The organism is Agrobacterium vitis, assembly GCF_013337045.2.
Taxonomy (GTDB): domain Bacteria; phylum Pseudomonadota; class Alphaproteobacteria; order Rhizobiales; family Rhizobiaceae; genus Allorhizobium; species Allorhizobium vitis_B.
Window position 1 is genome coordinate 2,749,141 of the sequence record NZ_CP118259.1, and the last position, 26,618, is coordinate 2,775,758.

Here is a 26,618-nt window from a genome sequence, read left to right on the forward strand (position 1 = left end):
ACGGGAACCGGACGTAGAAACGACATGATAAGCGCCTACATTCATTGAATGATTTTTATAGAAACCGTCTTTAAACCTTTCCCCAGCATACCTGAATTAACGAATTTCTCATTCTTTTCGCTCGATTCTGAGCATTCAGGACATGGTTTCAAACAATTATCGAGTGCATGATTTTCAGCCGCTACAAATGGCGATAGGGTTCTTTTTGATCTGAACACCCACCAGAGCCCCAACCCAACGAGAGTAGAGTATGCAGCGTCAAATTTCTCTCGCAGACGTCCCCGCCATGGTCGGGGAGGAACTGGGCATATCCAAATGGATCACCGTCGATCAAACCATGATCAATGCCTTCGCCACCGCCACCGGCGATCACCAGTTCATCCATACCGATCCTGAACGCGCCAAGGCGGAAACCCCCTATGGCGGCACCATTGCTCATGGGTTTCTGACGATCTCACTGCTATCGGCGATGAATTACGATTGCCTGCCAGTGATCCGCGAGCAGACCATGGGGATCAATTACGGCTTTGAGAAAATCCGGCTGATGGCACCGGTCCGCTCGGGAAAGCGGGTGCGCGGCCGTTTCGTGTTGGCTGGCGCCCGGTTTCGCGGCGCCGGCATGCTGATGACCACCTATGATGTCAGTGTCGAGATCGAGGAGGAGCGCAAACCGGCACTCACCGCCATCTGGCAGACCATCATCCAGTTCGACCCCGAGGACAGGCCAGAAGGGGTTTGAAATGACGATCGATAGTCTGCGCCACGCCCTCACTGATCAGGCCCGATCCTGCGATATCCTCGGGTCTCCCTTCACCGCAAGGCTGTGCCGCCTCGCCGCCGAGCGGCTGACGCCCGCAAGCGCCATTGGTGCGCGGCTGATCGATTGGCCCGGCGACATCACGTCTGCGGGTGATTCCGTGCCGCTGCGGCTGGCGGGTACGCTGCATGCCCTGGTGTCGAGCAGGCAAAGTCCTGATCTGGCCGCTGTCTATCCGCCTCATGACCCCACCGACGATGCACTCTGGGCCGCAGTAGAGGCTGCCTTCCGCGAGCATCAAGCCTTCATGCAGGAGCGGCTGAATTCTGCGCCGCAGACCAACGAGGTTCGCCGTTCCGCAGCCCTTCTGCCGGGCTTCCTCACCATTGCCTCGCTTTTCGGCCTGCCGTTGCGGTTGTCGGAGGTCGGCGCCAGCGCCGGGCTGAACCTGCAATGGGACCGCTATGCCTATCGGCTGGGCGAAGCGAGCTGGGGCGATGGTTCGCCGGTGCTGCTCGCACCCGACTGGCAAGGCCCAAAGCCACCATCCGCCACGATCACCGTTGCGGAACGGGCCGGTTGCGATCTCAACCCTCTCGATCCCGCCAAGGCTGAGGATTGCAAACGGCTGTTTTCCTATATCTGGGCCGATCAGGCCGACCGGCTTGAGCGCACCCAAGCCGCCCTGACACTGGCACGAAGCAATAATCTTTCCGTGGACCGCATGGATGCGATCGACTGGCTGACGCAAAGGCTGGCTCCGTCCCATCCGGGTCAGATGCACGTCGTCTACCATTCCATCGCCTGGCAATATCTTCCCGACATGCTGAAAACCCAAGGCGAAGCGCTGATTGCGCAAGCCGGGCAACGGGCAACAGCGCAGGCCCCGCTTGCCCGCCTGCAAATGGAGGCCGATGGTCAGCGCGATGGCGCCAGCCTCACTCTGCAAATCTGGCCGGGCGGTGAGCGCCAGGAGATCGGCCGCGCCGATTTCCATGGCCGCTGGGTCAGATGGCAGGGCTGGAAGGCCTGAACCGTCACGCTGCTTTCTTTCGACACGCCACCCGCTGCCTTATTTGAACACCGGCGGCTGGCTGAGATCCATGGCAGGCTTTGCGGCAGGGGCGCTTGCTCCGCCCAGGCCAGGGGGCGTGCCAAAATTCAGGCTGGACCCATCGCCAAGCGAAGGCAGGCTCATGCCACCGCCACCTGCCCCAAAGCCCGGCACTTCGATCTTCACCTTGTCGAGATCGATATCCTTGGCCTTCTCCACCCACATGGTCACCGATTGCGGCCAGAAAATCACCACGCCGACAATAACCAGTTGCATGCAGATCCACGGGATAGAGCCAAGGTAGATCTCGCGGGTCTTGACGCTCTTCGGCGCCACGCTGCGCAGGTAGAACAGTGCAAAGCCAAAAGGCGGATGCATGAAACTGGTCTGCATATTCACGCAGATCAGCACCCCGAACCAGATCAGGTCGATACCCAGATGCTGCGCCACCGGTGCCAACATCGGGATGACGATGAAGGCGATTTCGAAAAAATCGAGGAAAAAGGCGAGGAAGAAAATGAAGAAATTGACGAAGATCAAGAAGCCTAGCTGCCCACCCGGCAGGCCGGACAGCAGATGCTCGATCCAACGGGAACCGTCCATGCCCTGAAACACCAGGCTGAAACAGGTGGAGCCGATCAGGATCATCACCACCATCGAAGTGATGGTCATGGTCGATTCCATCGCCTGACGCACCAGCACCCTGGTCAACCGCCGATGCACCGCCGCCAGCACCAGCGCACCGACGACACCCAGCGCCCCCGCTTCCGTCGGCGTAGCAAGGCCAAGGAAAATCGTACCCAGCACCAGGAAAATCAGCACGATGGACGGCAGCATGCCGGCCAGAACCTTGCCGATCAGCCGGCCATCCAGCTCGCCGCGCACTTCCTTCGGCAACGGTGGCACCAGCGAAGGCCGGAAAATCGAAATCGCCAGGATGAACAGCATGTAGATGGCGATCTGCATGCCAGCCGGGCCGATGGCGCCCATATACATGTCGCCCACCGACTTACCCAACTGGTCGGACAGAATGACCAGCACCAGCGAGGGCGGAATAAGCTGGGCCATCGTCCCCGAAGCTGCGATGACGCCTGTGGCAATCCGCTGATTATAGCCATAGCGTAACATGACCGGCAGTGAGATCATGCCCATGGTGATAACCGAGGCCGCCACCGTGCCGGTAATCGCGCCCAGAATGGCGCCAACGAAAATCACCGCATAGGCAATGCCCCCCGGCACCGCGCCAAACAGCTTGCCCGTTCCTTCCAGAAGATCTTCCGCCAGCCCGCACCGTTCCAGAATGGAGCCCATCATGGTGAAGAAGGGAATGGCCAGCAGCAGATCGTTGGAGACAATACCGAAGAACCGCAACGGCAGGGCCTGGAGAAACATTTCGCTGAAATGGCCGGTGGCGATACCGATCATGCCGAAGAACATGCCGACCGCGCCAAGCGAAAACGCCACCGGGAAACCGAACAGCATGAACAACACCATGCCCAGAAACATCGCGGGTGGAATAATTCCGAAATCAAACATAACACGTCCCCCTCAGGCATGTCCTTCCGCTCTGCTGTCGTCCCCGGACGCCGGAAGGCATCAACGGGACGGGCAGGCAGATATTATTGCAGCGGCTTTTCGTAGCTGACGTCGATATCGATGCGGCCGGTCAGCGCGGCAATGCGCTTGATCAGTTCCGACAGGCCCTGCAAGGTCAAAAGCCCGAAACCCGCCACCAGGATCAGCTTGACCGGCCAGCGGATCAGGCCACCGGCATTGGCCGACATTTCACCCTGCTGATAGGACAGCCAGAAAAATGGCCAGCACAGCCAGGTCAGGAAAATGCAAACCGGTAAAAGAAACAGCACGAGGCCGATCAGGTCGATCCACAGCCGCTTGCGCTCCGACACCGATCCATAAATCAGATCGACCCGGACATGGCCGTTCTTGCGCAAGGTATGTGATGCCCCCAGCACAACAACATAGGCAAACAGATACCACTGTATTTCCAGCCAGCCGTTTGAACTGATATTGAACAGATACCGAATAATCGCGTTACCGGCGCTGATCAGGCAGCACAGCATAACCAGATATTCCGCCACCCGGCCAACGCCTGCGCTTAGCGCATCGATAGCCCGCCCCCATGCCAGCAAAACAGTCATATAAGCCTCCCAACTCCCTTATTTGCTTAGAACAAGGGGCGGGCATGCGCAACAGCGCGGCGACATGCCATGCGGGGATTAGCAAGACTTTGGCCTGGAAAGCCTGTCAAGCTCGCCTAAAGTTCTACGGCATTATCCGTTTCATCACACGAATGATGCTGTAGCATTTTAAATTTGCGGGATAATTTTCTCTTTAAAGCCAGTTTCGGTTTTAAGAATTATGCGGTAGCCTGTGGGCAATACACGCTTTTGGGGAGTAAGAGCATGAGCGAAGACCATTCCGGCCCGGTCGAAACGGGCGCCTCGATGGATTATCCGGCCCACGAACGCACCTATGACGGTTTTATAGCTGCTTCGAAATATGGCACCGTCATTCTTGTGGCGCTGATGATCGCCATGGCCGCTGGATTTTTCACCACAGCCGGATTCCTGGGTGGCATTCTGGTGTTCCTGATCCTTAGCGTCATCGGCGTCTTCATGATGCGGTAAACCGCGATTGCCAATGTCAAGAACTGACCAATCTCCAGAACTGAAAAGGCCGGCAATGCCGGCCTTTTGTATGGAACGGAGTAGAAGCTGCTTCAGCTTGTCGAGCCGCGTGTCCGGGCAAGACCGTCGCGGGCGGGCGTATATTTTCCATCCAGGCTCAAGGCATGCGCATAGGACTTGGCCGCCTTGACCTTGTCACCGCGCCGCTCATAGACCAGCGCCTGATTGGCCCAGGATTCGGCCAGCTTCGGATTCATGTCGATAGCATGGTTGAAATCGGCAAAGGCGTTTTCGTCGTCGTTCAGCGCCAGATAGCTCACACCACGGCCATTATAAGGCTCAGGCGCATTCGGTGACAGCGAGAGCGCCTTGGAAAAATCGTCAATCGCCTTGTCGTGCTGGCCGCGCAGCTGGAAGATCAGGCCGCGATTGTGATAGGCGCGGCCATCGGTGGTATCCAGCTCGATTGCCTTGGAGAAATCCTGAAACGCCTCATCCACCCGGCCCGCCTGGCGGTAGATATTGCCACGGCCGATATAGGCGACATCATAGCTGCTATTGATCTTCAGGGCAGCAGTATAATCATTGGCGGCTTCCACCGGCTTGCCCATGTTGCGATAGACAAGGGCGCGGTTGGCATAGGCCTGGTAGAAATTCGGGTTGAGTTGCAGCGCGGTGTTGAAATCCGCCAGCGCCTTCTGGAATTCACCGGCCCGGCCATAGGCAGAGCCCCGCACATTATAACCGCCTGGATCGCGTGGATTGGCGGCAATGACCGACGACAGCGAGGAAATATTTTCCTTGGAACCCTGATCGCGCTCGATGCTGATCATGTCGCTTGACTGGTTGGTGGATTGGCATCCGGTAAGCGTCAGCATGGCGGTGAGGCCAAGAACCAGCATATGGCAACCTTTGCCGCGCATGTTAGCCCCCAGGCGACTGGCTGTTGGGCCGGTGTTGAAAACCTTATCAACCATTGGCGTCATGCTTTCCGTTCCACCTGTTCAAAACGTCGGACTATGCCGAAACTGGAGAGGAAACGCCGCAGCGTTCCTAAAGTTCTATCCAATCAACAAAACTTTATCCCGAAGATTGGCTTACATCCGAATGCAGCCCGTTTCCACCGCGCAAATGCAAAAACCACATCATTCCAAGAATTTGAAGCCTTTTGCACCCTCTGATCCAAAAAGGGGAAACCGGTTATCGAACTAGGTCGATGCGATAACAAACAAGGCGGAGCGCCGCTCCCAGTGTCCCGCAAGACGGATATAGACCAGCCAAAACGGCAATGTGCAGACAGTCAATCCGCCCGTTATAGAAAAACCAACACGAAAAAGCGGCCGCGAACTGATCGCCGCCGCTCAATCGGATCATGTCGCGCTTTGAAAAAGCGCGGGAAACGTCAATCAGCGGCTGCCAAATGCCGGACGCGCCGGAGCGGCAATCAGGCCTTCGCGCTGCATCTTCTTGCGGGCCAGCTTGCGAACACGGCGAACGGCTTCAGCCTTTTCGCGCGCGCGCTTTTGCGACGGCTTTTCATAATAGTCACGCATTTTCATTTCACGGAAGATGCCTTCGCGCTGCATCTTCTTCTTCAAGGCGCGAAGCGCCTGATCAACGTTGTTATCGCGGACAAGTACCTGCACGTCGAATCCCGTTCCTTTGGTTTGGTGGTCGTTTTCCGCCGGGACACGAATTCTGCCGAACCATGCCTTTCACGGACCAAAAAAGAGTGTTCCGCTGGCCCGCAGGACCAGCGATTAGGGAGCGCCAATAACAGATCGGACTTTCGAAGTCCAGACGGCAAGTGCCGCTGCCCAAAAAAATCCGCAGCCAAGCGGCACCGTCTTGCAAAACGTCACCCCTATGCACTTCTCCATACGCTGCTGCAAGATATTGGCCATGTGTCGAAAGACGGATAGAAGCGTGTCGCAAAGAAAGGGACATCGCGCATATCGATCTGTCACAGCTTTTTAGACCTGCGCTGACGCGCTGGATTGAAAGCAGGTCGGAATTTCTTCCCGTTTCTGACATAAGTCAGGATCTACACCCTGCGATCCGTCGTAGAGCAAGCAGCTAGACCTCGCCTACCAGACCTCGCCTGAAGGAGATGACGCGAATGCGCAAATATTCGGTTTTTGCCGTAGCCCGCGAGGCGCTTCGCGCCCACACTGGTTGGAGCGCGCAATGGACATCACCAGAGCCACACAAATCCTATGACGTGATTATTATTGGCGGCGGTGGCCATGGTCTGGGGGCTGCCTACTATCTGACCAAGGAACATGGCATCACCAATATTGCCGTCATCGAAAAAGGCTGGATTGGCGGCGGCAATACCGGGCGCAACACCACCATTATTCGCTCCAATTATCTCTATGAAGAGAGCATGGACATTTACGAGCATTCTCTCAAACTCTGGGAGGGCTTGAGCCAGGAGCTGAATTACAATGTGATGTATTCGGCCCGTGGCGTGATGATGCTATCGCACAATGTGCATGACAAGCAGAGTTTCAAGCGCCACGTTCATGCCAACACGCTGTATGGCATTGATAATGAGTGGCTGACGCCAGAACAGGCCAAGGCCTTCTGTCCACCGCTGGATATTGCCAAAACCGCCCGCTACCCCATCAATGGTGCCGCCCTGCAACGGCGCGGCGGCACGGCCCGCCATGATGCCGTGGCTTGGGGCTATGCTCGTGCTGCGTCTGATCGCGGTGTGCATATCATTCAAAATTGCGAGGTCACGGGCATTCGCCGTGGTGCGAACGGTGAAGTCACCGGGGTTGAGACTTCCAAAGGTTTTATTGGCGCGAAGAAAATCGGCGTTTCAGCCTCGGGCCATAATTCCATGGTGATGGGCATGGCCGATGTGCGCTTGCCCATTCATTCCACGCCGTTGCAGGCGCTTGTATCAGAACCGCTCAAGCCGATTTTCCCTTGCGTGGTGATGTCCAACACCGTGCATGCCTATATCTCGCAATCGGATAAGGGTGAGCTGGTGATTGGGGCTGGTACCGATCAGTATAATTCCTATTCCCAGACAGGCGGCCTGCAAATCATCACCCACACGCTGGATGCGATTTGCGAACTGTTCCCCATCTTCCGCCGCGTCAAGATGATGCGCCAATGGGGCGGTATTACCGATAACACAGCCGACCGCTCGCCGATCCAGAGTGTGACGCCGGTGCCTAACCTGTTTGTCAATTGCGGTTGGGGCACGGGCGGCTTCAAGGCCACGCCGGGGTCTGCCAATCTGTTTGCCCATCTGATTGCCAAGGGCGAGCCCCATGCACTGGCCAAGGGCCTGACGCTGGATCGGTTCCGCACCGGGCGGTTGATTGATGAAGCGGCTGCGGCTGCGGTTGCGCACTAAAGTGAGATCCGAAAAGTGGGAACCGGTTTTCGGACAAATCGAACGAACAAAAATTGAGCGGGATTGAGAAAAATGCTGTTGATCAAATGTCCCTATTGTCAGGAAGAGCGGTCCGAGCTGGAGTTTCACGGCGCAGGCGAGGCGCATATTGTGCGACCAACCAATATTGCCGAGATTTCCGATGAAGAGTTCGAGGCCTTCTTCTTTATGCGGGATAACCCCAAGGGAATCATCTTTGAGCGCTGGCGGCACCTGCATGGCTGCGGGCGCTTTTTTAATGCGGTGCGCGATACCGTCAGCGACAAATTTCTGCTGACCTATAAAGCAGGCGAAGCCAAGCCGGATGATGCAGCCGTGCAAGCCCTCATCGACAACAAGGGAGCTGCGCAATGAGCGGTGCCAATCGTATTCCCGGCAAGGGCCGTCTGACGCCCGCCAGAACCGCCCGTTTCACCGTCGATGGCCGTATTCTCACCGCCCTTGAGGGCGATAGCGTGGCCTCGGCCTTGCTGGCCAACGGCATTCATCTGGTCGGTCGCTCGTTCAAATATCACCGCCCACGCGGCATTCTTACCGCTGGACCAGAAGAGCCAAACGCGCTGCTCGACATTTCCCGCGACAGTGCGCGGCGTCAGCCTAACGTGCGCGCTCCCGTGCAGGAAGTGTTTGATGGCATGCGGGTGCAGACGCAAAACCGCTGGCCATCGCTGTCGATGGATATTGGCGCGGTCAACGACCTGCTCTCGCCGTTCTTTGCCGCCGGGTTTTACTACAAGACCTTCATGTGGCCGAAGAGCTTTTGGCACAAAATTTATGAGCCGATCATTCGCCGTGCCGCAGGCCTTGGCGTGGCCCCAACCGAAGACGACACCGACCATTACGCCAACCGCTACGCCCATTGCGATGTGATGGTGGTGGGCGGTGGCGTGGCGGGCCTGACAGCAGCGCTTGCGGCGGCAGAAACTGGCCCTTCCGTCATCATCTGCGATGAGCAGCCGGAAATGGGTGGTGCCTTCCATTATGATACGGGTGCCGTGATTGATGGCCAAAATGGCTACGACTGGGCGCAAGCCACCGTGGCAAAGCTAAAGGCGATGGACAATGTGACGGTGCTGACCCGCACCACGGCATTCGGTTATTACAACCACAATTTCCTCGGTCTTGCCGAGCGCATCACCGACCATATCGCCAAGCCCGCCAAAGGCTTGCCCCGCGAACGGCTGTGGCAGGTGCGGGCGAAAAAGGTGGTGTTGGCCACCGGCGCGATTGAGCGCCATATGGTATTTGCCAACAACGACCGCCCCGGCATTATGCTGGCCTCTGCTGCGCGCACCTATCTCAACCATTTTGGCGTGGCTGTGGGCGCGAAAGTGGCGGTCTACACCGCCCATGATTCGGCCTATGAAACCGCAATTGACCTGAAAAAAGCGGGTGTGCAGGTGGTGGCCATCATCGACTGCCGCCGCAATCCGGGGGCAAGCGTCTTGGCTGACGCCAAGGCGGCAGGCATTGAGGTTTTGACCGAACATTGCGTTCTCGATACCGCTGGACGTTTGCGGGTAAAATCCATCACTATCGCTGGCCGGGGCGGTTTTGACCGGCGAAAGCTGGCCGTCGATGCATTGCTAATGAGCGGTGGCTGGACGCCTTCGGTGCATCTGTTCTCACAATCGCGCGGCAAACTGCGATTCGAGGCCGCCACTCAGCGCTTCCTACCAGATATTTACGTGCAAGATAGTATCTGCGTCGGGGCCTGCAACGGCACGGATGATCTGAGCGAACTGCTGGCAGAAGCCTATGCCAGCGGTACAAGGCTGGCAAAAGAAGCCGGAGCGGAAGGCGAGAGCGGAAGCCAGCCAAGCGGTGCCAACGCGTTTGCTTGGACCGGCGGCATGATTGGCGCTGCCGAAGGCGCTGGCCCGGACGATGCCGTGAAAGCCTTTATCGACTTCCAGCACGATGTCTGCGCCAAGGATATTCGCTTGGCCGTGCGCGAGGGCATGCATTCCATCGAACATATCAAGCGCTTTACCACCAATGGCATGGCGTCTGATCAGGGCAAGCTGTCCAACATGCACGGGCTGGCGATTGCAGCCGAAATGTTGGGCAAAGAGATCCCGCAAGTGGGCCTTACCACCTTCCGCGCGCCCTATACGCCTGTGACATTCGGCACGCTGATCAACCATTCGCGCGGCGAATTGTTTGACCCAACGCGTAAGACGCCGATGCATGATCTGGAAACCGCCCTTGGTGCCGATTTTGAAGATGTCGGCAATTGGAAGCGCGCCTGGTACTACCCCAAACCCGGCGAGGATATGCACGCCGCTGTCAACCGCGAGTGCAAAACCGTGCGCGAGGTTGCGGGCGTGTTCAATGCCTCCACGCTTGGCAAGATCGAGGTGGTTGGCCCGGATGCGGCCAAATTCCTCAACCTGATCTATACCAACCCGTGGGATAGCCTCAAACCCGGCAAATGCCGCTACGGCATCATGACCCGCGACGACGGCTTTATCTATGACGACGGCGTGGTCGGACGGTTGGCCGAAGACCGCTTCCACGTTACCACCACCACTGGTGGTGCAGCCCGCGTGCTGAACCATATGGAAGACTATCTGCAAACGGAATTCCCGGAGCTAAAGGTTTGGCTCACGTCCGCGTCTGAGCAATGGGCGGTGATTGCCGTGCAGGGACCAAAGGCCCGCGATATCATCGCACCTTTTGTCGAGGGCATTGATATTTCCAACGAGGCCTTCCCGCATATGAGCGTGGCGGAAGGCAGATTCTGCGGCGTGCCAACCCGGCTGTTCCGCGTATCATTCACGGGCGAAGTGGGCTTTGAAATCAACGTGCCCGCCGATTACGGCGCGTCGGTATTTGAGGCTGTTTGGAAGCGGGCGGAAAGCTTAGGCGCATGCCTCTATGGCACAGAAACCATGCACGTCCTGCGCGCCGAAAAGGGCTATATCATCGTTGGCCAGGACACCGATGGCACGCTGACGCCCGATGATGCCAACTACGGCTGGGCCGTGTCGAAGAAAAAACCCGATTTCGTTGGTATTCGCGGCCTAAAACGCCCGGATCTGGTGAAGGAAGGCCGCAAGCAACTGGTCGGCCTCAAGACCAAAGACCCGAACGAAGTGCTGGAAGAAGGCGCACAGATTGTCGCCAACCCCAACCAGCCCAAGCCAATGACCATGCTGGGCCATGTCACCTCATCCTATTGGTCGGAAAATCTTGGCCAATCGATTGCCATTGCCATGGTGGCCGGTGGCCGGGCGCGGATGGGCGAAACGCTCTATGTGCCGATGCCTGACAAAACAATCGCCGTAGAAGTGACCGACATGGTCTTTTACGACAAGGAAGGAAGCCGCATCCATGGTTGAGCCAATCACCTCCAGCGCGATGTCTGCCACCCGCAAATCGGTTCTTGACGGTGCCTATGGCGGCTCCGCCCATGTGACGCTGACGCCAGCCGCCCCGGCCTCACGCCTCTCGCTGCGGGCCGGAGCGGATGCTGTCCCCGGTCTTTCCTCAGCCCTTGGCCTGACCCTGCCCACGGCGCCGAAAACCTCTGCCCATGCCGGTCCGCGCCTTGCCTTCTGGCTCGGCCCGGACGAATGGCTTGTCATCGACGAAGACGGCGCCGACCTCACCGCCGCCTGCGCCGCCTCCGGCACCATTCACTCCGCCACCGATGTCTCCCACCGCAACACCGCCATCCTGGTCTCCGGCCCCGGCTCCGTTCAAACCCTCAACACCGCCTGCCCGCTCGACCTGTCGCTGAAAACCTTCCCCCTTGGCGCGGTCACCCGCACCGTATTCGGCAAGATCGAAATCGTGCTCTACCGGATGAGCGAGGACGCCTTTCGGGTGGAATGCTGGCGGTCCTTTGCCGAATATGCCTTCGGCATGTTGCAGGAAGGGGCTGCGGACGCGGCGTGAACAGGCTCAGGGAATCAGCTTTTCCCCACGCAATTGCGCAAACAGGCTAAAAAACGCCTCGTCGGTGGGCTGGTAGCGGTCAAAGCCCATTGTCCGGCTCTTGCTCATATCGGTCACCACTTCAATCGGCCGCCCAAGATCGGCGTCGGTATGCCAAGGTGAGGCCAGGCGCGACAGGTCTTTTTCGATCAGGCCGTTGCGCTCGGCAAGCTCCCGCCAGATGGCGGCGTCCTCTGCCATCTGCTGCTCCAGCGGCAGGATTGTGCCGTCGAACGGCGCTGGCTCCAGTCCAAACCAATTGGCAATCCGGCCCCACATCCAACTCCAGCGGAAGATATCGCCATTGACCACATTGAAGGCCTGGTTGCGGCATTGTGGTGTCGTTGCGGCCCAGAGCAATTGCTCGGCCAGAACACCAGCATCGGTCATATCCGTCAGGCCGTTCCATTGAACGGAAGAGCCGGGAAAACGGAAGGGCCGCCCGGTTTCGCGGCAGAGCGTCGCATAGACGGCCAGCGTCGTTCCCATGTTCATGGCATTGCCAACTGCCTTGCCGATCACCGTATGCGGGCGATGCACACTCCAGGAAAATCCGTCGCGCCCGGCTGCGGTAAACACTTCATCTTCCTGCGCGTAGTAAAAATTCTCGACATCAAGCCTGCCCTGATCCTCCCGGAACGGTGTCTGCGGCAGAGTGCCTTTGCCATAGGCCTCGAAGGGGCCGAGATAATGTTTGAGCCCCGTGACCAAGGCGACATGGGTAACCGACCCGGCTGGACGCAGTGCATCCAGCACATTGCGCACCATCGCCGCATTGACCCGGATGTTTTCCGCCTCACTTGACTGGCGCGCCCATGTCGAGATGAACACCACGTCGGGCTTCACGTCGGAAAGAGCCCGCGCCGTCGCCTCACGATCCTGAAGATCGGCCGCCACGGGCTGCATGCCGTCTTTGGCAACCGGCGAGCGGGCCAGTCCATGCACGGCCCATCCCTTCGCCAACAGGAGATCCACCGTCGCGCTGCCAACGATGCCGCTTGCGCCGACAACCAATGCTGATCCAACCATCTTCATGCTCCTTCTATCTGAAGGCAGACATGTAGGCGCCTCTTGCCTTTAAAAAAGACGGCACCATTTACGGGCCTAGACACCAGAAGGTAACCACCATGCAACCAGGAACGCCAGAAACCGAGTGGCGGGAAGATTGCGCGCCGCGCCGCGTACTCGAACTGTTTTCCACCAAATGGACCAGCATGGTGCTGCATACCCTGCATGTGCGCCATGGGGGCGAGGCGCGCACCGGCGTACTGCTGCGCAGCCTGCCCGGTATTTCCAAGAAAATGCTGACCCAGACCCTGCGCGATATGGAAGCTAGCGGCCTGATCTCCCGCCACGTCCAGGCCACCATTCCACCCGCCGTCGAATACCGACTGACCCCGCTCGGCAACCGGTTCATCGAGCCGGTGGAACTGCTCTACGCCTGGGGCCGGGAGAATGCCGACGCGCTGGATGCGCTTGGGGCAAGACCGGGGTCAAGGCGGGAGGGGTAGTGCAGTGGCGTAGACGCCGTCCTCGGGGTTCCATAAGCGTTCAATCTAACCTTGCAGACCGTAACGAAGGCCTCGGGTCCCGCCTCGCCTTCTGGCTTGGCCCGGATGAATTGCTTGTCATCGACGAAGATGACACCGACCTGATGGCCGCCTGCTGCGCCGCATCAGCGATCACCCACCGCAACACTGCCAGTCTCGTCTCCGACCCGGGCGCCGCACGCGCCCTCAACCTCGCCTGCCCGCTCGATTCTTCGCTCAAAATCTTTTGCCATCGGCGCCGTTACCCACACCGTGTTCGGCAAGATTGAGATCTATCGAATGAGCGAAGAGGCTTTTCGCGTGGAATGCTGGCGGTCGTTTGCAGATTACGCGTTTGGGATGTTAGCGGACGGGGGGATATACGGTGAGGCGTAGTCTAATTCTTTTTAATCAGTAACACGTACGGACCTTAGGATCATACCGTCTTTAAAAAGATATGACCATTTGCAGTTTCGATCACCTTCTCCGCACTCGCAGCGACTTTTTTTTGATCTGGTGATCGAAAAGACTTTCGGAAATAGGCAGCACGATCCAGAACAAGTTCGTCTGTATCAAAATCTCGATGTAGAACAGCTCTTTCCGCTTCTATCGTATCCACTGCTGCATTTATCAGCGCCGCCACCAGAGGATCATTGCGACCTAATTCACCAAATTCAGGAAATCGCATTACCACTCTGTTTCCTGAATTTGGGCTAAAACTGCCATTCGTTACAGATAATGAAGCCGATTTATCTTCATCAACGATACCATTCCAAAAAACGCAACGAAATCCAAGCTCGACAATTGGCTGCTTATCATAGTCGCGCCGATTAACGCCATTAAGAACTAGTTCCTTGATAGAATCGATGTTATGTATGTCGATATATGGATTTAAATTTGCCTTTCTTCGAGAAGAAGCAACAAGCTTCCAACGAAATACGCAAGGATTTATATCATGAAGTTTATTCAAAAAATAAAACAAATCTGAACTGCAATCATTAATATCTCTATTTCTAATTGAATTATACGCTCCAAGAAAATATTTCATTATTTAAGAACCGTATTAGAGGTTGAATTCGGAACTTCAGAAGATTTATTCGATTCAACCTCGACAGAAATCCCTTTTATACCTTCTTCTTTGAATAATTTTTCCGTTGCTCGCGCACTTTCCTCATCGCTAAACGACCATTTTATTTTTTTACCTCCAGCAGCTTCAATCTGCCTTTCTGCCTGGTCTATAAGAGCTCTCTGACCACCAAACCATCCATTAAACCGTCCGTCTTTGCCAACAAACTGACTATATCTATCTTTTGCCTCTAGGAGAGTTTGATTAGCACGATCATATCCATCAAATTTAACGCCGTTCACAACAAAACTTTGATTGGCCGACCTTCCTGTTACAGCAGTTTGGTGAGCTGCTGCAGAAGGGCTCATCCACTCTTTTGTCGTGACCCATTTGCCGAGCTGGTTTTCTATTCGCTCTAATCGAGCCGCTCTTACTGTCGCACTAATTGATCGAGCTTCATAAGCTGTCGCATTCAATCCACGACCGACAGGTCCGAATTCCGGATTTCCTGCGCCGTTTAAACCTTCAGCAAGAAACTCTCCCGCTTGAAGGGTGGCCTCCAGCATATTAAGCAGCGCCTCAGGACCATCCGCCGCCTGTGAACCATTTCCTGCTGCCGCCCCCATATGCCCATTGGGGTCGCTTTTATTTATCGGATCATTTCCAGCATAGGCATACCGATTTGTCCCAACCCCAGCAACAGTAGGGTCCCAACCATCAGGGGAGATATAGCGCGCATTCGCAGGGATAGCGCTAGCAAGCCAAAGAAATGCGACAACTATAATTTTTATATTTACAACAGAAGTAAACATCTTGCTTTTTATCATAAAATGACCCTCCCGCAGATTGTTACGAGATACACAGCTCACAAAAAAGTCAATGGAATTTTATGGAAAAATGGCAACTTGAATAACAGAATGTCTTGAATTTCAGACCGAGCAATCATGACTTTCGTGGACACCTCGTATTACGTTTTCTACAGACGTCCAAAATCGAGTGACAGCATCCTTTTGCAAGCATGCTTGCGCTCAGGCTCCAAAGCATCGCAAGGTAATTAAAAATTGTGGCGTACTCATCTCATGAACGGCAACCTGCAGCGAAGTGGTTCCCGCTTATGAAAATGCCGTAATTCAGACGATCGCGGTTCACATTCTCGACAAAAATCCCCCTTCCCCTCCCCACCCGTTATACGCTAAACCATTACCGGGACCAGTTGTAACGGGCTGGTCCTGGAGTGTCGAAGCTCCGCAATAGACGGCCAGTGTCGGTCGTGAAAAGACACCCCTCAGCCATAGGTTTGTGGCTGAGGCGGTGGACCGTGCCTATATGGTCCCCCACACCTTCTTGGCGTCGGGGAGGCCTTGGCGTATGTCCAGAGCTTCGGCTTAAAGGCCAAGGCAGTCGTTCTATTGCGGCTTTCGACCTCCCCGATCACCAGAGGGCAAAAATCCTCCGGTGATCGCTTGTTTCACAAGCGCGGGAGGAATGGCATGGCCGATTACAATCTCTGGGCCGATCTTTTTCATACCTGGCAATCCATGACCGATTGGGTGAAGGTCGTGGCCATTCTCACCCCACCGGGCTTTGCCTTGGGCGCGCTGGCGCTGCTGCTGCGCTACCGGCTGGCGCGGCAGCGGGATTTCCGCCGCACGGTTCCCGCCGAGCTGCTGGAGCCACGACAGGCGGAACCGCCTGACGCGATCGACACCACGATCCTCGACGCCGCCACCGATCTGCAAACCCGGCTGGAGGAGGCCCGCCAAAGGCTGCTGCCGCCGGGCCGGTCTATGTTGGAGAGGGCGGAAATCCGCGACAAGATCGAACAGATCATTCGTGAGGAATACCAAGGCGGCACCGATCCGGTGGAGGCGCTTGCCCGGGTGCGGCGGTTTTTGAGTGAGCAGCGAAGGTCACGGGATCATCGTTCCGAAGCGGAGGATTGAGGACTTGGGAATTTGCCAGATTCAGATTGAATCAGAGTATCAACACAAACATTTTCATCTGCGGTCACCCCCCTCTGCCCTGCCGGGCATCTCCCCCTCAAGGAGGGAGATCGGATAGACGCAGCCGCTCGTTTCAACGGATAAATTTGCAATTTCAGGCGCTCGCAACCGATGATGTTCAGCAACATGGCGGCTCTTTGTCGATCTCCCCCCTTGAGGGGGAGATGCCTGGCAAGGCAGAGGGGGGTAAACCCCACGGAAAGGCGCTAACGTTCACACGATAAGCAAGCGCAACAACCCTACAGCTTGCCCCCGCGCTGCTGGATCATCATGAACGTATCATAGGTATATTCCGCCAGTTGCATCCACAGATAGGCTTCCTTCTTGAAGGCGACCTGGTCTTCGTAGACTTTCTTGAAATCTGGATTCTTGGCGGAGATTTCGGCATAAACTTCCAGAGAGGCCTTGAAGCAGGCGTCGAGGATGTCCTGGCTGAAAGGTTTCAGCGTCGTGCCTTCCGAAACGATCTGCTTGATCGCCACCGGGTTCTTCAGGTCATATTTCGCCATCATATTGGTGTTGGCGAAGGCGCAGGCGTCCTGAAGCACGGTCTGGTAGGATTTCGGTAGTTCGTTCCATTTGGCGAGGTTGACGAAGGCGTGGATGGCCGGGCCACCCTCCCAGAAGGCGGGGTAGTAGTAATATTTGGCCACCTTGTAGAAGCCGAGCTTGTGGTCGTCATAGGGGCCGATCCATTCGGCGGCGTCGATCGTGCCTTTTTCCAGCGCTGGGTAGATGTCGCCGCCAGCAATCTGCTGTGGCACACCGCCCAGCTTTTCGATGACCTTGCCCGCCAGACCGGCAATGCGCATTTTGACGCCCTTGAGGTCATCGACGGTGTTGATTTCGCGGCGGAACCAGCCGCCCATCTGCGCGCCGGTATTGCCAGCCACCATGCCGTAGAGATTGTGCTTGGCGTAGAATTCGTTGAGCAGCGTATTGCCATTGCCCTGATAGAACCAGGCATTGGTGAGCCGCGCATTCAGCCCGAAGGGAATGGCGGTGCCAATCGCAAAGGTCGGGTCCTTGCCGACATAGTAATAGGAGCAGGTGTGGCACATTTCCACCGTGCCAGCGCCAACCGCATCGGCGGCCTGCAAGCCCGGCACCACTTCGCCTGCCGCAAACACCTGGATGGTGAAATTGCCATCGGTTGCCGCCGCCACGCGGGCCGCGATATCCTCAGCGCCGCCATAAATCGTGTCCAGCGATTTGGGGAAGGACGAGGTCAGGCGCCAATTGATTTTCGGTGCCTGCTGGGCAATGGCGGGTGCCGCCAAGGCAATAGCGCCGAGCGAGCCCGCTCCTGCGACCCCGGCCTTCTTCAAAAATCCACGACGATCCATAGAGTCCTCCCGATTGAATGCTGATTCCCCTTACCATTCCCCTCCAGGAAGGCAATTCGAAGGTAATCATGTTGGCAAGGCGGTGGCAAGCGGGCAGCCTTATCAGTTTAGGCTAAAGTTGAAGACAGATGAGGCCAATCGTTGACTTGGGCAGCAAACGGCGCAAAACAGATGCTCAGAACCGCTATTCTGGAGCCATCGATGTCCAAGCCGCTTGTCGCCATACCCGCCGATTTCCGTGCCATTGAAGGGTCCAATTGGCATTGCGTGCTGGACCAATATGTCAAGGCGACGCTGACCGTGGCCGGGGCCATGCCGGTTATTATTCCCGCTCTGGAAACCGGCGCGGATATCGAGGCGGTACTTGACCGGGTAGATGGCGTGGTGATTTCCGGCTCGCCCAGCAATGTCCATCCCTCGCTCTATGGCCGCGACGCCAGGGATAGCGACGGCCCGTTCGATCACGCCCGTGACGCGACCTCGCTGCCGCTGATCCGCCGCGCCATCGAGCGTGGAATTCCGCTGCTGGCCATCTGCCGGGGTATCCAGGAGTTGAACGTGGCGCTGGGCGGCACGCTGGCCTCCGAAATTCAGGACCAGCCCGGCACCTGGGATCATCGCAAGCCGCCGACCGATGACCGCGACCTCGCCTATTCCATCCGCCAGCCGGTGGAGGTGCGCGAAGGCTCCTGCATCGCCCGCTATCTCGGCACAGCAGGGACGATCCAGATCAATTCCCTGCACCGCCAGGCGATTTCCGATCTCGCCCCTCGGCTCCAGGCCGAAGCGCTGGCCGATGACGGCACAATCGAGGCCGTCTCTGTTATCGATGCCAAGGGTTTTGCCGTCGGCGTGCAGTGGCACCCGGAATATTGGGCGGAAACGGATGCCCCGTCCCGCGCGCTGTTTGAAGCATTCGGGGCGGCGGCAAGGGAGTATGCGGCAGTGAAATCCCTCGCCGCCTGAGGTTACTTTTTGACGGGTGTTTCCGGCACCGGTGTCTTGACCGTACCGTTTTCAAACCAGCCGATCAGGTTATCCGCCACCAGATCGGCCATGGCATTGCGGGTCGGCACCGAGGCGGAGGCGACATGCGGCAGCAGCGACACATTGGGCAGATCGAGGAATTCCGCCGGTACTTTCGGCTCCTCGTAGAACACATCCATTCCGGCGGCGGCAATCGTGCCGTCCTTCAAGGCTGTGATCAGCGCCGGTTCATCGACGCTCCAGCCGCGCCCGACGCTGATGAACACGCCGTTCGGCCCCAGCGCCTTCAGCACGTCTGCATTAATCGCCTTATGGGTTTCCGGCGTTTTCGGCACGATGCAGATCAGCGTATCGACGGCCTGGGCCAGATCCGTCAGCGACGCATGGTAATCATAGGACACACCGGGCTTGGGGCTGCGGGTGTGATAGCTGATCTTGACCTTGAACGGCTGTAACCGGCTGGCGATTTCACCGCCGATCCGCCCCAATCCGTAAAGCCCGACATGGCGGCCCCGCAGCGACAGCGGCGACAGCGGGAACGGTCCCTCATTCTGCCAGCGCCCGGCCCGCAGATAGCTTTCCGCCTGATGAAATTGCCTGATTGTGTTGAGCAGCAGCGCAATCGTCGTATCGGCCACTTCATCATCCAGCACGTCAGGCGTGTTGGTAACGATAACATTTTTGGACGCAGCTTTTGCCACATCCACCCCGTCGTACCCGACGCCGAAATTGGCGATGATTTCCAGCTTCGGCAGGCTGTCGATCAAAGCGCCCGGCACGGCACCGGCAATGGCAATGCCGCGCACGCGAGCGGCATCTGCATCGCTTAACGCAACCGGCTGGCCGGGCGGGGTCTGCACCAGTTCAAAACCAGGCTGCAAACGCTCCAGCACGCGCGGATGAATTTTTCCGGGAATGAGAATAACGGGCTTATCGGTCATGGGATCAAAATCTCTATCAGTCTCGATGTTTAATAGGGCCGGTTGATTGGCGGATACGCATTTCAGGCTTAATCAGGTGGATACCATCCGGCTCATGGCTGCCCGCCAGCTTATCCAGAAGCGCGCGCGCTGCAAGCCTGCCGACTTCCGCCTGTCCGTTTGACACCGTGGTCAATGCCGGTGTCGCGATCGATGCTTCCTCCAGGTCGTCGTAACCGGTTACGGATATATCGCGGCCCGGTACCAACCCGGCACGCGAGACACCATTCATCAACCCGATAGCGACCAAATCGTTCCAGCACACCGCCGCCGTCGGCTTTTGCGGCAGCGACAGGAAGTTCACCGCCGCCTCGAAACCGCCCTGCTTGGTGCGCGGTCCGGGAATGCGCAGATTGGGATCAACCGCAATGCCCGCTTTGCGCAAGGCGTTGACATAGCCCTGGTAACGGTCACGCCCGGTCGAGGTCTGGTCGGTGCCGCCAACCATGGCGATAACGCGGTGGCCAAGGCCGATCAGGTGGTTGGTGGCCAGCGAAATGCCATAGGTGTCATCGCCGCGATAGGTCGGCAGCGCCAACCCGTCCATGGAGCGGGCAATCAGAATGGCGGGCATGCCGTTGTCTTCGGCCAGCATGATATCTTCCGGCGGCGAACCGATGGCAGGCGACATGATCACGCCATCGCCGCCCAGTTGCAGCAGCGTTTCGATGAAGGTCCGCTGTTTTTCTACCGAATCGTAGTGGTTGGACAGAATGAACGTCTGGCGGCTGCGGTCCAGCTCGCTTTCAATGGCTTTCAGAATTTCGCCGTAAAACGGGTTCATGATGTCATGAACGACAACACCGATAATGCCGGAGCGCGAGGTGCGCAGGCTGGCGGCGCGACGGTTATAGATATAGCCAAGCAGCCGGGCCTGGTCCTTGATTTTTTCGCGGGTATCTGCCGCCACCAGCGGACTGTCTCGCAAGGCGAGCGATACCGTGGCGGTGGACAGGCCGAGACTTTCGGCAATGGTCGATAGCTTGATCTTTTGCGCCACGGCTCCCCCCTTGGTCGTTCGTATATGCAATCGTCCGGGCTTGATCGTGACCCGGCTTCAAATGCATTTAAACAGTTTAATTAAAACGTTGAACTCCCCGTGGCAAGAGCCAACGCCGCGACGACAGCAGTCAGTCGGTGAAATGCTCTTCGATGAGGTCAGGCCGCGTCACATCCGCAGGTGCAAGCAGATTGGCATCGATGGCGGCAAGCAGTTTCATCAGCACTTTTACGTCCTTGCCGCTCAGGCCACGGGTCGCCTGGCGCTCCACCGTCGCATTGGCATCGGCGATTTTTTCCACCGTGGCACGACCGGTTGGCGTCAGGAAAACCTTTGTCTGGCGGCCATCGGCATCCGAGCCGCGCCGTTCGACAAAGCCCTGCACCTCCATGCGCCCGATGGTGCGGGTCATGGTCGGCGCCTTGACGCCCAGACGCTGCGCCAGAAGGCCGGGCGTCAACCCTTCCTCCTCAGCCAGCAGCAGCACCACGCCCTCCTGCCCGGAATAGAGCCCGCTGCCGGTCAAAAGCCGGGTCTGCACCGTGCGAAAACTGCGTGACGCTTGGGTGATGGCCATGCCAAGTTCACCACTCAAGCCAAGTTTCGCCTGTTTCCCCTCGTCTTTGGACTTGCCGGATTTCTTCTTTTTCTCGGACTTGTCTTTTTTAGCCATGCTACCCCCGCGGTCGAAAGAAAGTGCTGTTGTCACAGGCGCTCATGTCACGCATATGATGCATAGACAAAAACAGGCCAGTAAACCAGATGCCCCATCCAGAACCGCATTTCGAGCGCAACGATCCCACGCTTTCGCCCGCCGACAGGGCAGGTTGGATTGCCGTCCTGCCGCTCGGCGCCCATGAACAGCATGGCCCGCATCTGCCCTTCGAAACCGACACGATCATCGCGCAGGGGGTTGTGGAACGGCTGATCCTAGCATTGCCCGCGACCCTGCCCGTCACCTTCCTGCCCGTCGAGCCGGTCGGCTATTCCGTTGAACACATGGATGTGGCCGGTACGCGCACGCTTACCTTTAACGAGGCCGTGGAGCGTTGGCTCGGCATCGCCGAAAGGCTGAGCCGCCAGGGCATCCGCAAGCTGATGATGCTCAACGCCCATGGCGGCAATTCGCCCTTGATGACCGTGGTCGCCACTGAGGCGCGGGTCCGGTTCAATATGCTGGCTGTCGCCACCAGCTGGACGCGCTTCGGCCAGCCGGAAGGCCTGATCCGCCCGCAAGACAAGGCCATCGACATTCATGGCGGCGATATCGAAACCTCGGTCATGCTGGCATTGCGTCCAGACTTGGTGGCGATGGACAAGGCTCAGAATTTCACGTCCCGGCAAAGCGAGTTTGCTGCCCACTTCACCCATTTGCGCGCCTATGGCCCGCATGCTTTCGGCTGGAAAATGTCGGATCTCAATCCGCTGGGCGTGGCCGGAAATGCCAGTGTGGCCACCGCCGAGAAAGGCGAAAACCTGCTTTCCCATGCCGTTCACGGACTTGTGGAGCTGCTGTCGGATATCCATGACTTTGATATCGAGAAAGCCTTTGAACTGCCACCCCACTCGTCCTATATGGGGTAATATAGTTACAGGGCGGTGTCATGCCGTTGTCCAACCATCGAGGTTCCCATGAGTGAAACAGCCGTAAAACCCACACCCGTTACCGTGCTGACCGGCTATCTCGGCGCGGGCAAGACCACGCTTCTCAACCGGATTCTGTCGGAAAACCACGGCAAGAAATACGCTGTCATCGTCAATGAATTCGGCGAAATCGGCATCGACAATGATTTGATCGTCGAATCGGATGAAGAAATCTATGAGATGAACAATGGCTGCGTCTGCTGCACGGTGCGCGGCGATCTGATCCGGGTCGTTGAAGGCCTGATGCGCCGTCCCGACCGTTTCGACGGTATCATTGTCGAAACCACCGGCCTTGCCGATCCGGTGCCTGTCGCCCAGACCTTCTTCATGGATGACGATGTACGCGCCAAGACGGAACTGGATGCCGTCATTGCCCTGGTTGATGCCAAGCACCTGCCGCTGCGCCTCAAAGACAGCCGCGAAGCCGAAGACCAGATCGCCTTTGCCGATGTCGTTGTTATCAACAAGGCGGATCTCGTCACCCATGAGGAATTGCACCGGATCGAAGATATCGTTCGCGCCATCAATCCCTCGGCCCGGATCTACACCACCACCCGCTCTGGCGTGGACCTGTCGAAAGTGCTGAACCAGGGCGCCTTCAACCTGGAACGGGCGCTGGAAAATGATCCGCACTTCCTCAGCCATGAAGACGACGACCATGTCTGCGGCCCCGATTGCGACCATGACCATGGGCACGATCATCATCATCACGACCACGGGCATGACCACCATCACCACGATCATGGCCATGGTCATCACCACCATGACCATGGCCCCTCGCCTATTCATGATGTGACCGTCACCTCGATATCGCTACGCGGTGGCGAAATGAACCCGGATCGCTTCTTCCCCTGGATCCAGAAGGTCACCCAGACCGATGGTCCGAACATTCTGCGCCTGAAGGGTATCATCGCTTTCAAGGGCGATGCCGAGCGCTATGTGGTGCAGGGCGTTCACATGATTATCGAGGGCGACCACCAGCGGCCATGGAAAGACGGCGAAAAGCATGAAAGCCGCCTGGTATTCATTGGCCGGGAACTGGACCGCGAAAAGCTGGAAAACAGCTTCAAGGCCTGCGAGGCTGCGGCATGAAGCTTATCCCTTCCCTGCTGCCAAACCCTGACAACCATACCGGAAAGACTGCCTGATGCCGACTGTTGCCCCGCTCGATCTGGAAGGCCACGTACTGACCGCGGCCTTCCTTGGAGACATTCCGGTTTTCGTCACGGCGGCCGGCGCCGTTCACCGTCTGGATGGCGGCGAGCAGGTCACCGAAATCGGGTCGGGCCTGCTGACCGCCATCAAGGACGACCATAACCAGACGCTTTTGACCGGCGGCGAGGATGGCAAGGTGCTGCGCATCGCCCATGATGGCACGGTCACGGAACTGGCTAATGCGCCGCGCAAGTGGATTTCCGTTGTCGCAGCCGGACCGCAAGGCGCAGTCGCCTATGGTTATGGCAAATCCGCCTTCGTGCGCTTGGCAAGCGGCGCTGTGCACACCTATGAGGAGGAGCGCTCCGTCGAGGGTCTGGCCTTTGCCCCCAAGGGCTTGCGCATCGCCATTTCCCGCTACAATGGCGTGACGTTGCGCTTTGCGGCAGCCGAGGGCAAGCCGGTCGATCTGGAATGGAAAGGCGCCCATACTGGCGTCAGTTTTTCGCCCGACAACCGTTTCGTCGTCACCACCATGCAGGAAAACGCCTTGCATGGCTGGAAGCTGGATGGTGCCGGCAGCGATACGCGCCATATGCGCATGACCGGCTATCCTGCCAAGGTGAAGTCGATCTCCTGGTCGGCCAAGGGCAAATGGCTCGCCTCTTCCGGCGCGCCCGCTGCCATCGTCTGGCCCTTTGCCTCCAAGGACGGCCCGATGGGCAAGGCCCCGCAGGAGCTGGGCACACGCGCCAATATCATGGTCACCCAGGTCGCCTTCCACCCCGCAGAAGAGGTGCTGGCCATCGGCTATATCGACGGCATGGTGCTGGCGGTGCGCCTGGCCGATGGCAAGGAGGCGCTGCTGCGCCGTCCAGGCAAGGGCGCCATTACCAGCCTAGGCTGGAGCGCCAGCGGCAAGTTGCTGGCCTTCGGGTCTGACGCTGGAGATTGCGGCGTCATAGACATCAGCGGCTGACGCCAAATCAAAAATAAAACCACTCAAAAACCAGGGCTAAAGCTCTGGTTTTTTGCTGTTTAACTTAATTAAATTCGGATTTTAACGATAATATAACTAAGCATAAACTAAAAAAAATATCTCTAACAAAATGCCATTGAAAGTTAGAGGTTATGTTCAATTTCAGTCCATATCCTGAAAAATCAGGTCCAAGATTAAAAGTACCGGCGTATATCCTGCCATAACAAATCCTGCGGACGACGAAAATGAAACTCAGCATATCCTCCACCGTGATCATTTCCGGCGTCATCCTTGCCGTCGGCGTCGTCATCACACTCGCGACAGCCATGCAGACACTCCAGCGGCTGAAGGTCAACGGACCAATCTATCAGCAGATTGTCGACAGCAAGGACCTGATCGCCGATATCCTGCCGCCGCCGCTCTATCTGGTCGAGGCTTATTCCCTGATCAATGAGGCAGCGCTTCAGCCGGATATGGCCGCTACCAATATCGACCACCTGAAACGGCTGAAAAGCCAGTATCAGGAACGCCGGGGCTATTGGAAAGGCACAACCCTTCCCGATGCTCTGCGCAGCAAGTTGCAGCAGGATGTTCTGGTGAAGGGCGATGCCTTTTGGGCGCAAATGGATCAAGCCGTTATCCCGGCCCTGAGCGGTGCCGATCCGGCCGTTTTGAAAGCCGCGCTCAATGAGTTGAAGGAACGGTTTCACACCCATGAGGCCGCCGTCAATCAGTTGGTCGATATGGGCAATACCTATGGTAAGCTGCGGGAAACCGAAGCCGCCACGGAGACCGCATCGCGCGAAACCGTCAGCTATGCACTCGGAAGCGCACTGATCCTGCTTAGCCTCGCCTCGATTGTCATCGTTCAACGCCGCGCCCTATCGCCACTGCGCCATATGACCACGGCGATGACCGCCATGGCCCTTGGCGATCTCGATACCCCTCCTCCCTACGGCACCCGCACCGATGAAATCGGCGAAATCGCCCATGCCCTGTCAATTTTTCGCGATGCCGGTCTGGAAAAGCGCCGCCTGGAGCAGGAAGCCGATGCCAGCCGCGCCAGCACGGAAGAGCAGCGCAGGCAGCGTGAGACTGAGCGCGCCGCCGAGGCGCAAGCCCTGCGCCGCGTGGTCGAAGAGCTTGGCGATGGTCTGCATCGGTTGGCCGAATGCAACATGCGAACCACGCTCGACACGCCATTCGATGCCCATTTCGACGTTCTTCGCCGTGATTTCAACGACTCCATCCTCACGCTTCAGACCACTCTGAAGCAGGTTCTCGACGAGACCGGTTATCTGCAAACCAATAGCCGCGAGATGCGCGGCGCCGCCGACAGCCTGGCCAAGCGCACCGAACAACAGGCCGCCGCATTGGAAGAAACCGCAGCAGCGCTCGAAGAGGTCGCCTCGACAGTGAAGGCCTCGACCACACGGACCCGCGAAACCCGGATGCTTGTGAAAGATGCGCGTGACTGCACCAAGTCCTCCAATGACGTGGTCAACAATGCCATTACCGCCATGCAGCGAATTGAAAGTGTATCCGGTGAGATCGGCACAATCATCGGCGTAATCGACGAGATTGCCTTCCAGACCAATCTCCTGGCGCTGAACGCCGGTGTGGAAGCCGCGCGCGCCGGGGAAGCCGGCAAGGGTTTTGCCGTGGTTGCCCAGGAAGTGCGTGAACTTGCCCAGCGCTCGGCGGGCGCTGCCAAGCAGATCAAATCGCTGGTGGATCGTTCCAGCACGGAAGTGGCAAGCGGCGTGAAGCTGGTGGGAACCGCTGGCGATGCCCTGACCCAGATCGGCGGCTTTGTCACCAAAATCGACGATAACATCGATGCCATCGCCAAGGCGGCGGAAGAACAGGCTATCGGCCTTCAGCAGATCAGCAGTTCGGTCAACAGTCTCGACCAGATGACCCAGCAGAATGCCGCCATGGTCGAAGAAACCAATGCCATCAGTCAGACGCTGGCCGACGGCGCCATCTCTCTCGTAACCCTCGTCAACCGCTTCCAACTGCCGGCCATGCCCGTGGCCCGGGCGGCGTGAGGGCAAAAAACCGCCTTGTTGAGTGAGCGCAGCCAAATGAGAGATCGAAACGGAAAATGGCGGCC

26 protein-coding genes are annotated in these 26,618 nt (G+C 57.6%); 15 read left to right on the forward strand and 11 right to left on the reverse strand.

Features of this window, described 5'->3' with window-relative positions; genetic code table 11:
• The first annotated feature begins 250 nt into the window (after positions 1 to 250).
• Both G6L01_RS13225 and G6L01_RS13230 read left to right on the forward strand, forming a co-directional pair.
• Entirely contained in the window at positions 251 to 739 is a 489-nt protein-coding gene (locus tag G6L01_RS13225; RefSeq protein ID WP_070166839.1) for a MaoC family dehydratase, read from the forward strand.
• Position 740: 1 nt separating this feature from the next.
• Positions 741 to 1,790: a DUF2332 domain-containing protein gene (locus tag G6L01_RS13230; RefSeq protein WP_070166841.1), complete on the forward strand. Its 1,050-nt coding sequence runs from the start codon at positions 741 to 743 to the stop codon at positions 1,788 to 1,790.
• Between the two features lie 39 nt (positions 1,791 to 1,829).
• On the opposite strand, the gene G6L01_RS13235 is transcribed toward G6L01_RS13230, so the two are convergent.
• Both G6L01_RS13235 and G6L01_RS13240 read right to left on the reverse strand, forming a co-directional pair.
• On the reverse strand, positions 1,830 to 3,347 hold the full coding sequence (locus G6L01_RS13235) for a TRAP transporter large permease (protein WP_070166843.1): 1,518 nt from the start codon (positions 3,345 to 3,347) through the stop codon (positions 1,830 to 1,832).
• An 83-nt stretch (positions 3,348 to 3,430) separates the two neighbouring features.
• Entirely contained in the window at positions 3,431 to 3,970 is a 540-nt protein-coding gene (locus G6L01_RS13240; RefSeq protein ID WP_070166846.1) for a TRAP transporter small permease subunit, read from the reverse strand.
• Positions 3,971 to 4,234: 264 nt separating this feature from the next.
• Here G6L01_RS13240 and G6L01_RS13245 point away from each other — a divergent pair, with 264 nt between their 5' ends.
• Positions 4,235 to 4,459 carry an aa3-type cytochrome c oxidase subunit IV gene (locus G6L01_RS13245; RefSeq protein WP_070166847.1) on the forward strand — a complete coding sequence of 75 codons (225 nt, stop codon included), beginning with the start codon at positions 4,235 to 4,237 and terminating at the stop codon, positions 4,457 to 4,459.
• Between the two features lie 92 nt (positions 4,460 to 4,551).
• On the opposite strand, the gene G6L01_RS13250 is transcribed toward G6L01_RS13245, so the two are convergent.
• On the reverse strand, positions 4,552 to 5,382 hold the full coding sequence (locus tag G6L01_RS13250) for a tetratricopeptide repeat protein (protein ID WP_070167001.1): 831 nt from the start codon (positions 5,380 to 5,382) through the stop codon (positions 4,552 to 4,554).
• Between G6L01_RS13250 and G6L01_RS13255 the strand changes: the two genes are divergently transcribed.
• Positions 5,362 to 5,640 carry a hypothetical protein gene (locus G6L01_RS13255; RefSeq protein ID WP_139190347.1) on the forward strand — a complete coding sequence of 93 codons (279 nt, stop codon included), beginning with the start codon at positions 5,362 to 5,364 and terminating at the stop codon, positions 5,638 to 5,640. The genes G6L01_RS13250 and G6L01_RS13255 overlap by 21 nt on opposite strands.
• 225 nt (positions 5,641 to 5,865) lie before the next feature.
• On the opposite strand, the gene rpsU is transcribed toward G6L01_RS13255, so the two are convergent.
• Positions 5,866 to 6,105, reverse strand: a complete 240-nt coding sequence (rpsU, locus tag G6L01_RS13260; protein ID WP_060718292.1) for a 30S ribosomal protein S21 — start codon at positions 6,103 to 6,105, stop codon at positions 5,866 to 5,868.
• A 473-nt stretch (positions 6,106 to 6,578) separates the two neighbouring features.
• Here rpsU and G6L01_RS13265 point away from each other — a divergent pair, with 473 nt between their 5' ends.
• From G6L01_RS13265 to G6L01_RS13280, 4 genes are all read left to right on the forward strand, one after another.
• Entirely contained in the window at positions 6,579 to 7,832 is a 1,254-nt protein-coding gene (locus G6L01_RS13265) for a sarcosine oxidase subunit beta family protein (protein ID WP_070166848.1), read from the forward strand.
• A gap of 72 nt (positions 7,833 to 7,904) precedes the next feature.
• Positions 7,905 to 8,225 (forward strand): sarcosine oxidase subunit delta, encoded by a 321-nt coding sequence (locus G6L01_RS13270; RefSeq protein WP_070166849.1) that lies wholly within the window; start codon positions 7,905 to 7,907, stop codon positions 8,223 to 8,225.
• Entirely contained in the window at positions 8,222 to 11,215 is a 2,994-nt protein-coding gene (locus tag G6L01_RS13275) for a sarcosine oxidase subunit alpha (RefSeq protein WP_070166850.1), read from the forward strand. The genes G6L01_RS13270 and G6L01_RS13275 overlap by 4 nt, the downstream gene beginning before the upstream one ends.
• Complete coding sequence (locus tag G6L01_RS13280) at positions 11,208 to 11,774, forward strand: sarcosine oxidase subunit gamma (protein WP_070166851.1); 567 nt, start codon at positions 11,208 to 11,210, stop codon at positions 11,772 to 11,774. The genes G6L01_RS13275 and G6L01_RS13280 overlap by 8 nt, the downstream gene beginning before the upstream one ends.
• Positions 11,775 to 11,780: 6 nt before the next feature.
• On the opposite strand, the gene G6L01_RS13285 is transcribed toward G6L01_RS13280, so the two are convergent.
• Positions 11,781 to 12,842: an SDR family oxidoreductase gene (locus tag G6L01_RS13285; RefSeq protein WP_070167002.1), complete on the reverse strand. Its 1,062-nt coding sequence runs from the start codon at positions 12,840 to 12,842 to the stop codon at positions 11,781 to 11,783.
• A gap of 98 nt (positions 12,843 to 12,940) precedes the next feature.
• On the opposite strand from G6L01_RS13285, the gene G6L01_RS13290 reads away from it, so the two are divergent.
• Entirely contained in the window at positions 12,941 to 13,324 is a 384-nt protein-coding gene (locus G6L01_RS13290; RefSeq protein ID WP_156584167.1) for a winged helix-turn-helix transcriptional regulator, read from the forward strand.
• 454 nt (positions 13,325 to 13,778) lie between these two features.
• Here the strand turns inward: G6L01_RS13290 and G6L01_RS13295 are convergent, their stop codons facing one another.
• Together G6L01_RS13295 and G6L01_RS13300 are read right to left on the reverse strand one after the other, a co-directional pair.
• Entirely contained in the window at positions 13,779 to 14,390 is a 612-nt protein-coding gene (locus tag G6L01_RS13295) for an Imm52 family immunity protein (RefSeq protein WP_139190346.1), read from the reverse strand.
• Positions 14,390 to 15,235, reverse strand: a complete 846-nt coding sequence (locus G6L01_RS13300) for a Tox-REase-5 domain-containing protein (protein WP_070166854.1) — start codon at positions 15,233 to 15,235, stop codon at positions 14,390 to 14,392. Before G6L01_RS13300 ends, G6L01_RS13295 begins: the two co-directional genes overlap by 1 nt.
• Before the next feature lie 663 nt (positions 15,236 to 15,898).
• Between G6L01_RS13300 and G6L01_RS13305 the strand changes: the two genes are divergently transcribed.
• Positions 15,899 to 16,351 carry a hypothetical protein gene (locus G6L01_RS13305; RefSeq protein WP_071206536.1) on the forward strand — a complete coding sequence of 151 codons (453 nt, stop codon included), beginning with the start codon at positions 15,899 to 15,901 and terminating at the stop codon, positions 16,349 to 16,351.
• 299 nt (positions 16,352 to 16,650) lie between these two features.
• Here the strand turns inward: G6L01_RS13305 and G6L01_RS13310 are convergent, their stop codons facing one another.
• The gene (locus G6L01_RS13310) at positions 16,651 to 17,757 is read right to left on the reverse strand and encodes a TRAP transporter substrate-binding protein (RefSeq protein ID WP_070166856.1); all 1,107 of its coding nucleotides are present in this window, start codon (positions 17,755 to 17,757) and stop codon (positions 16,651 to 16,653) included.
• Positions 17,758 to 17,958: 201 nt separating this feature from the next.
• Between G6L01_RS13310 and G6L01_RS13315 the strand changes: the two genes are divergently transcribed.
• Positions 17,959 to 18,723, forward strand: coding sequence for a gamma-glutamyl-gamma-aminobutyrate hydrolase family protein (locus G6L01_RS13315; protein WP_071206572.1), 765 nt, complete (start codon positions 17,959 to 17,961; stop codon positions 18,721 to 18,723).
• A 2-nt stretch (positions 18,724 to 18,725) separates the two neighbouring features.
• On the opposite strand, the gene G6L01_RS13320 is transcribed toward G6L01_RS13315, so the two are convergent.
• The 3 genes from G6L01_RS13320 to G6L01_RS13330 all read right to left on the reverse strand — a co-directional run bounded on the left by G6L01_RS13320 (position 18,726) and on the right by G6L01_RS13330 (position 21,397).
• Positions 18,726 to 19,685: a 2-hydroxyacid dehydrogenase gene (locus G6L01_RS13320; protein WP_070166857.1), complete on the reverse strand. Its 960-nt coding sequence runs from the start codon at positions 19,683 to 19,685 to the stop codon at positions 18,726 to 18,728.
• Positions 19,686 to 19,701: 16 nt separating this feature from the next.
• Positions 19,702 to 20,724: a LacI family DNA-binding transcriptional regulator gene (locus G6L01_RS13325; RefSeq protein ID WP_070153515.1), complete on the reverse strand. Its 1,023-nt coding sequence runs from the start codon at positions 20,722 to 20,724 to the stop codon at positions 19,702 to 19,704.
• A 130-nt stretch (positions 20,725 to 20,854) separates the two neighbouring features.
• The gene (locus tag G6L01_RS13330; RefSeq protein ID WP_070166858.1) at positions 20,855 to 21,397 is read right to left on the reverse strand and encodes a MarR family winged helix-turn-helix transcriptional regulator; all 543 of its coding nucleotides are present in this window, start codon (positions 21,395 to 21,397) and stop codon (positions 20,855 to 20,857) included.
• An 89-nt stretch (positions 21,398 to 21,486) separates the two neighbouring features.
• Between G6L01_RS13330 and G6L01_RS13335 the strand changes: the two genes are divergently transcribed.
• From G6L01_RS13335 to G6L01_RS13350, 4 genes are all read left to right on the forward strand, one after another.
• Positions 21,487 to 22,308, forward strand: coding sequence for a creatininase family protein (locus G6L01_RS13335; RefSeq protein ID WP_070166859.1), 822 nt, complete (start codon positions 21,487 to 21,489; stop codon positions 22,306 to 22,308).
• A gap of 48 nt (positions 22,309 to 22,356) precedes the next feature.
• The gene (locus G6L01_RS13340; RefSeq protein ID WP_070166860.1) at positions 22,357 to 23,460 is read left to right on the forward strand and encodes a CobW family GTP-binding protein; all 1,104 of its coding nucleotides are present in this window, start codon (positions 22,357 to 22,359) and stop codon (positions 23,458 to 23,460) included.
• Positions 23,461 to 23,515: 55 nt separating this feature from the next.
• Entirely contained in the window at positions 23,516 to 24,502 is a 987-nt protein-coding gene (locus tag G6L01_RS13345; protein ID WP_070166861.1) for a WD40 repeat domain-containing protein, read from the forward strand.
• Positions 24,503 to 24,747: 245 nt separating this feature from the next.
• Complete coding sequence (locus G6L01_RS13350; RefSeq protein ID WP_070166862.1) at positions 24,748 to 26,553, forward strand: methyl-accepting chemotaxis protein; 1,806 nt, start codon at positions 24,748 to 24,750, stop codon at positions 26,551 to 26,553.
• Positions 26,554 to 26,618: the final 65 nt, after the last annotated feature.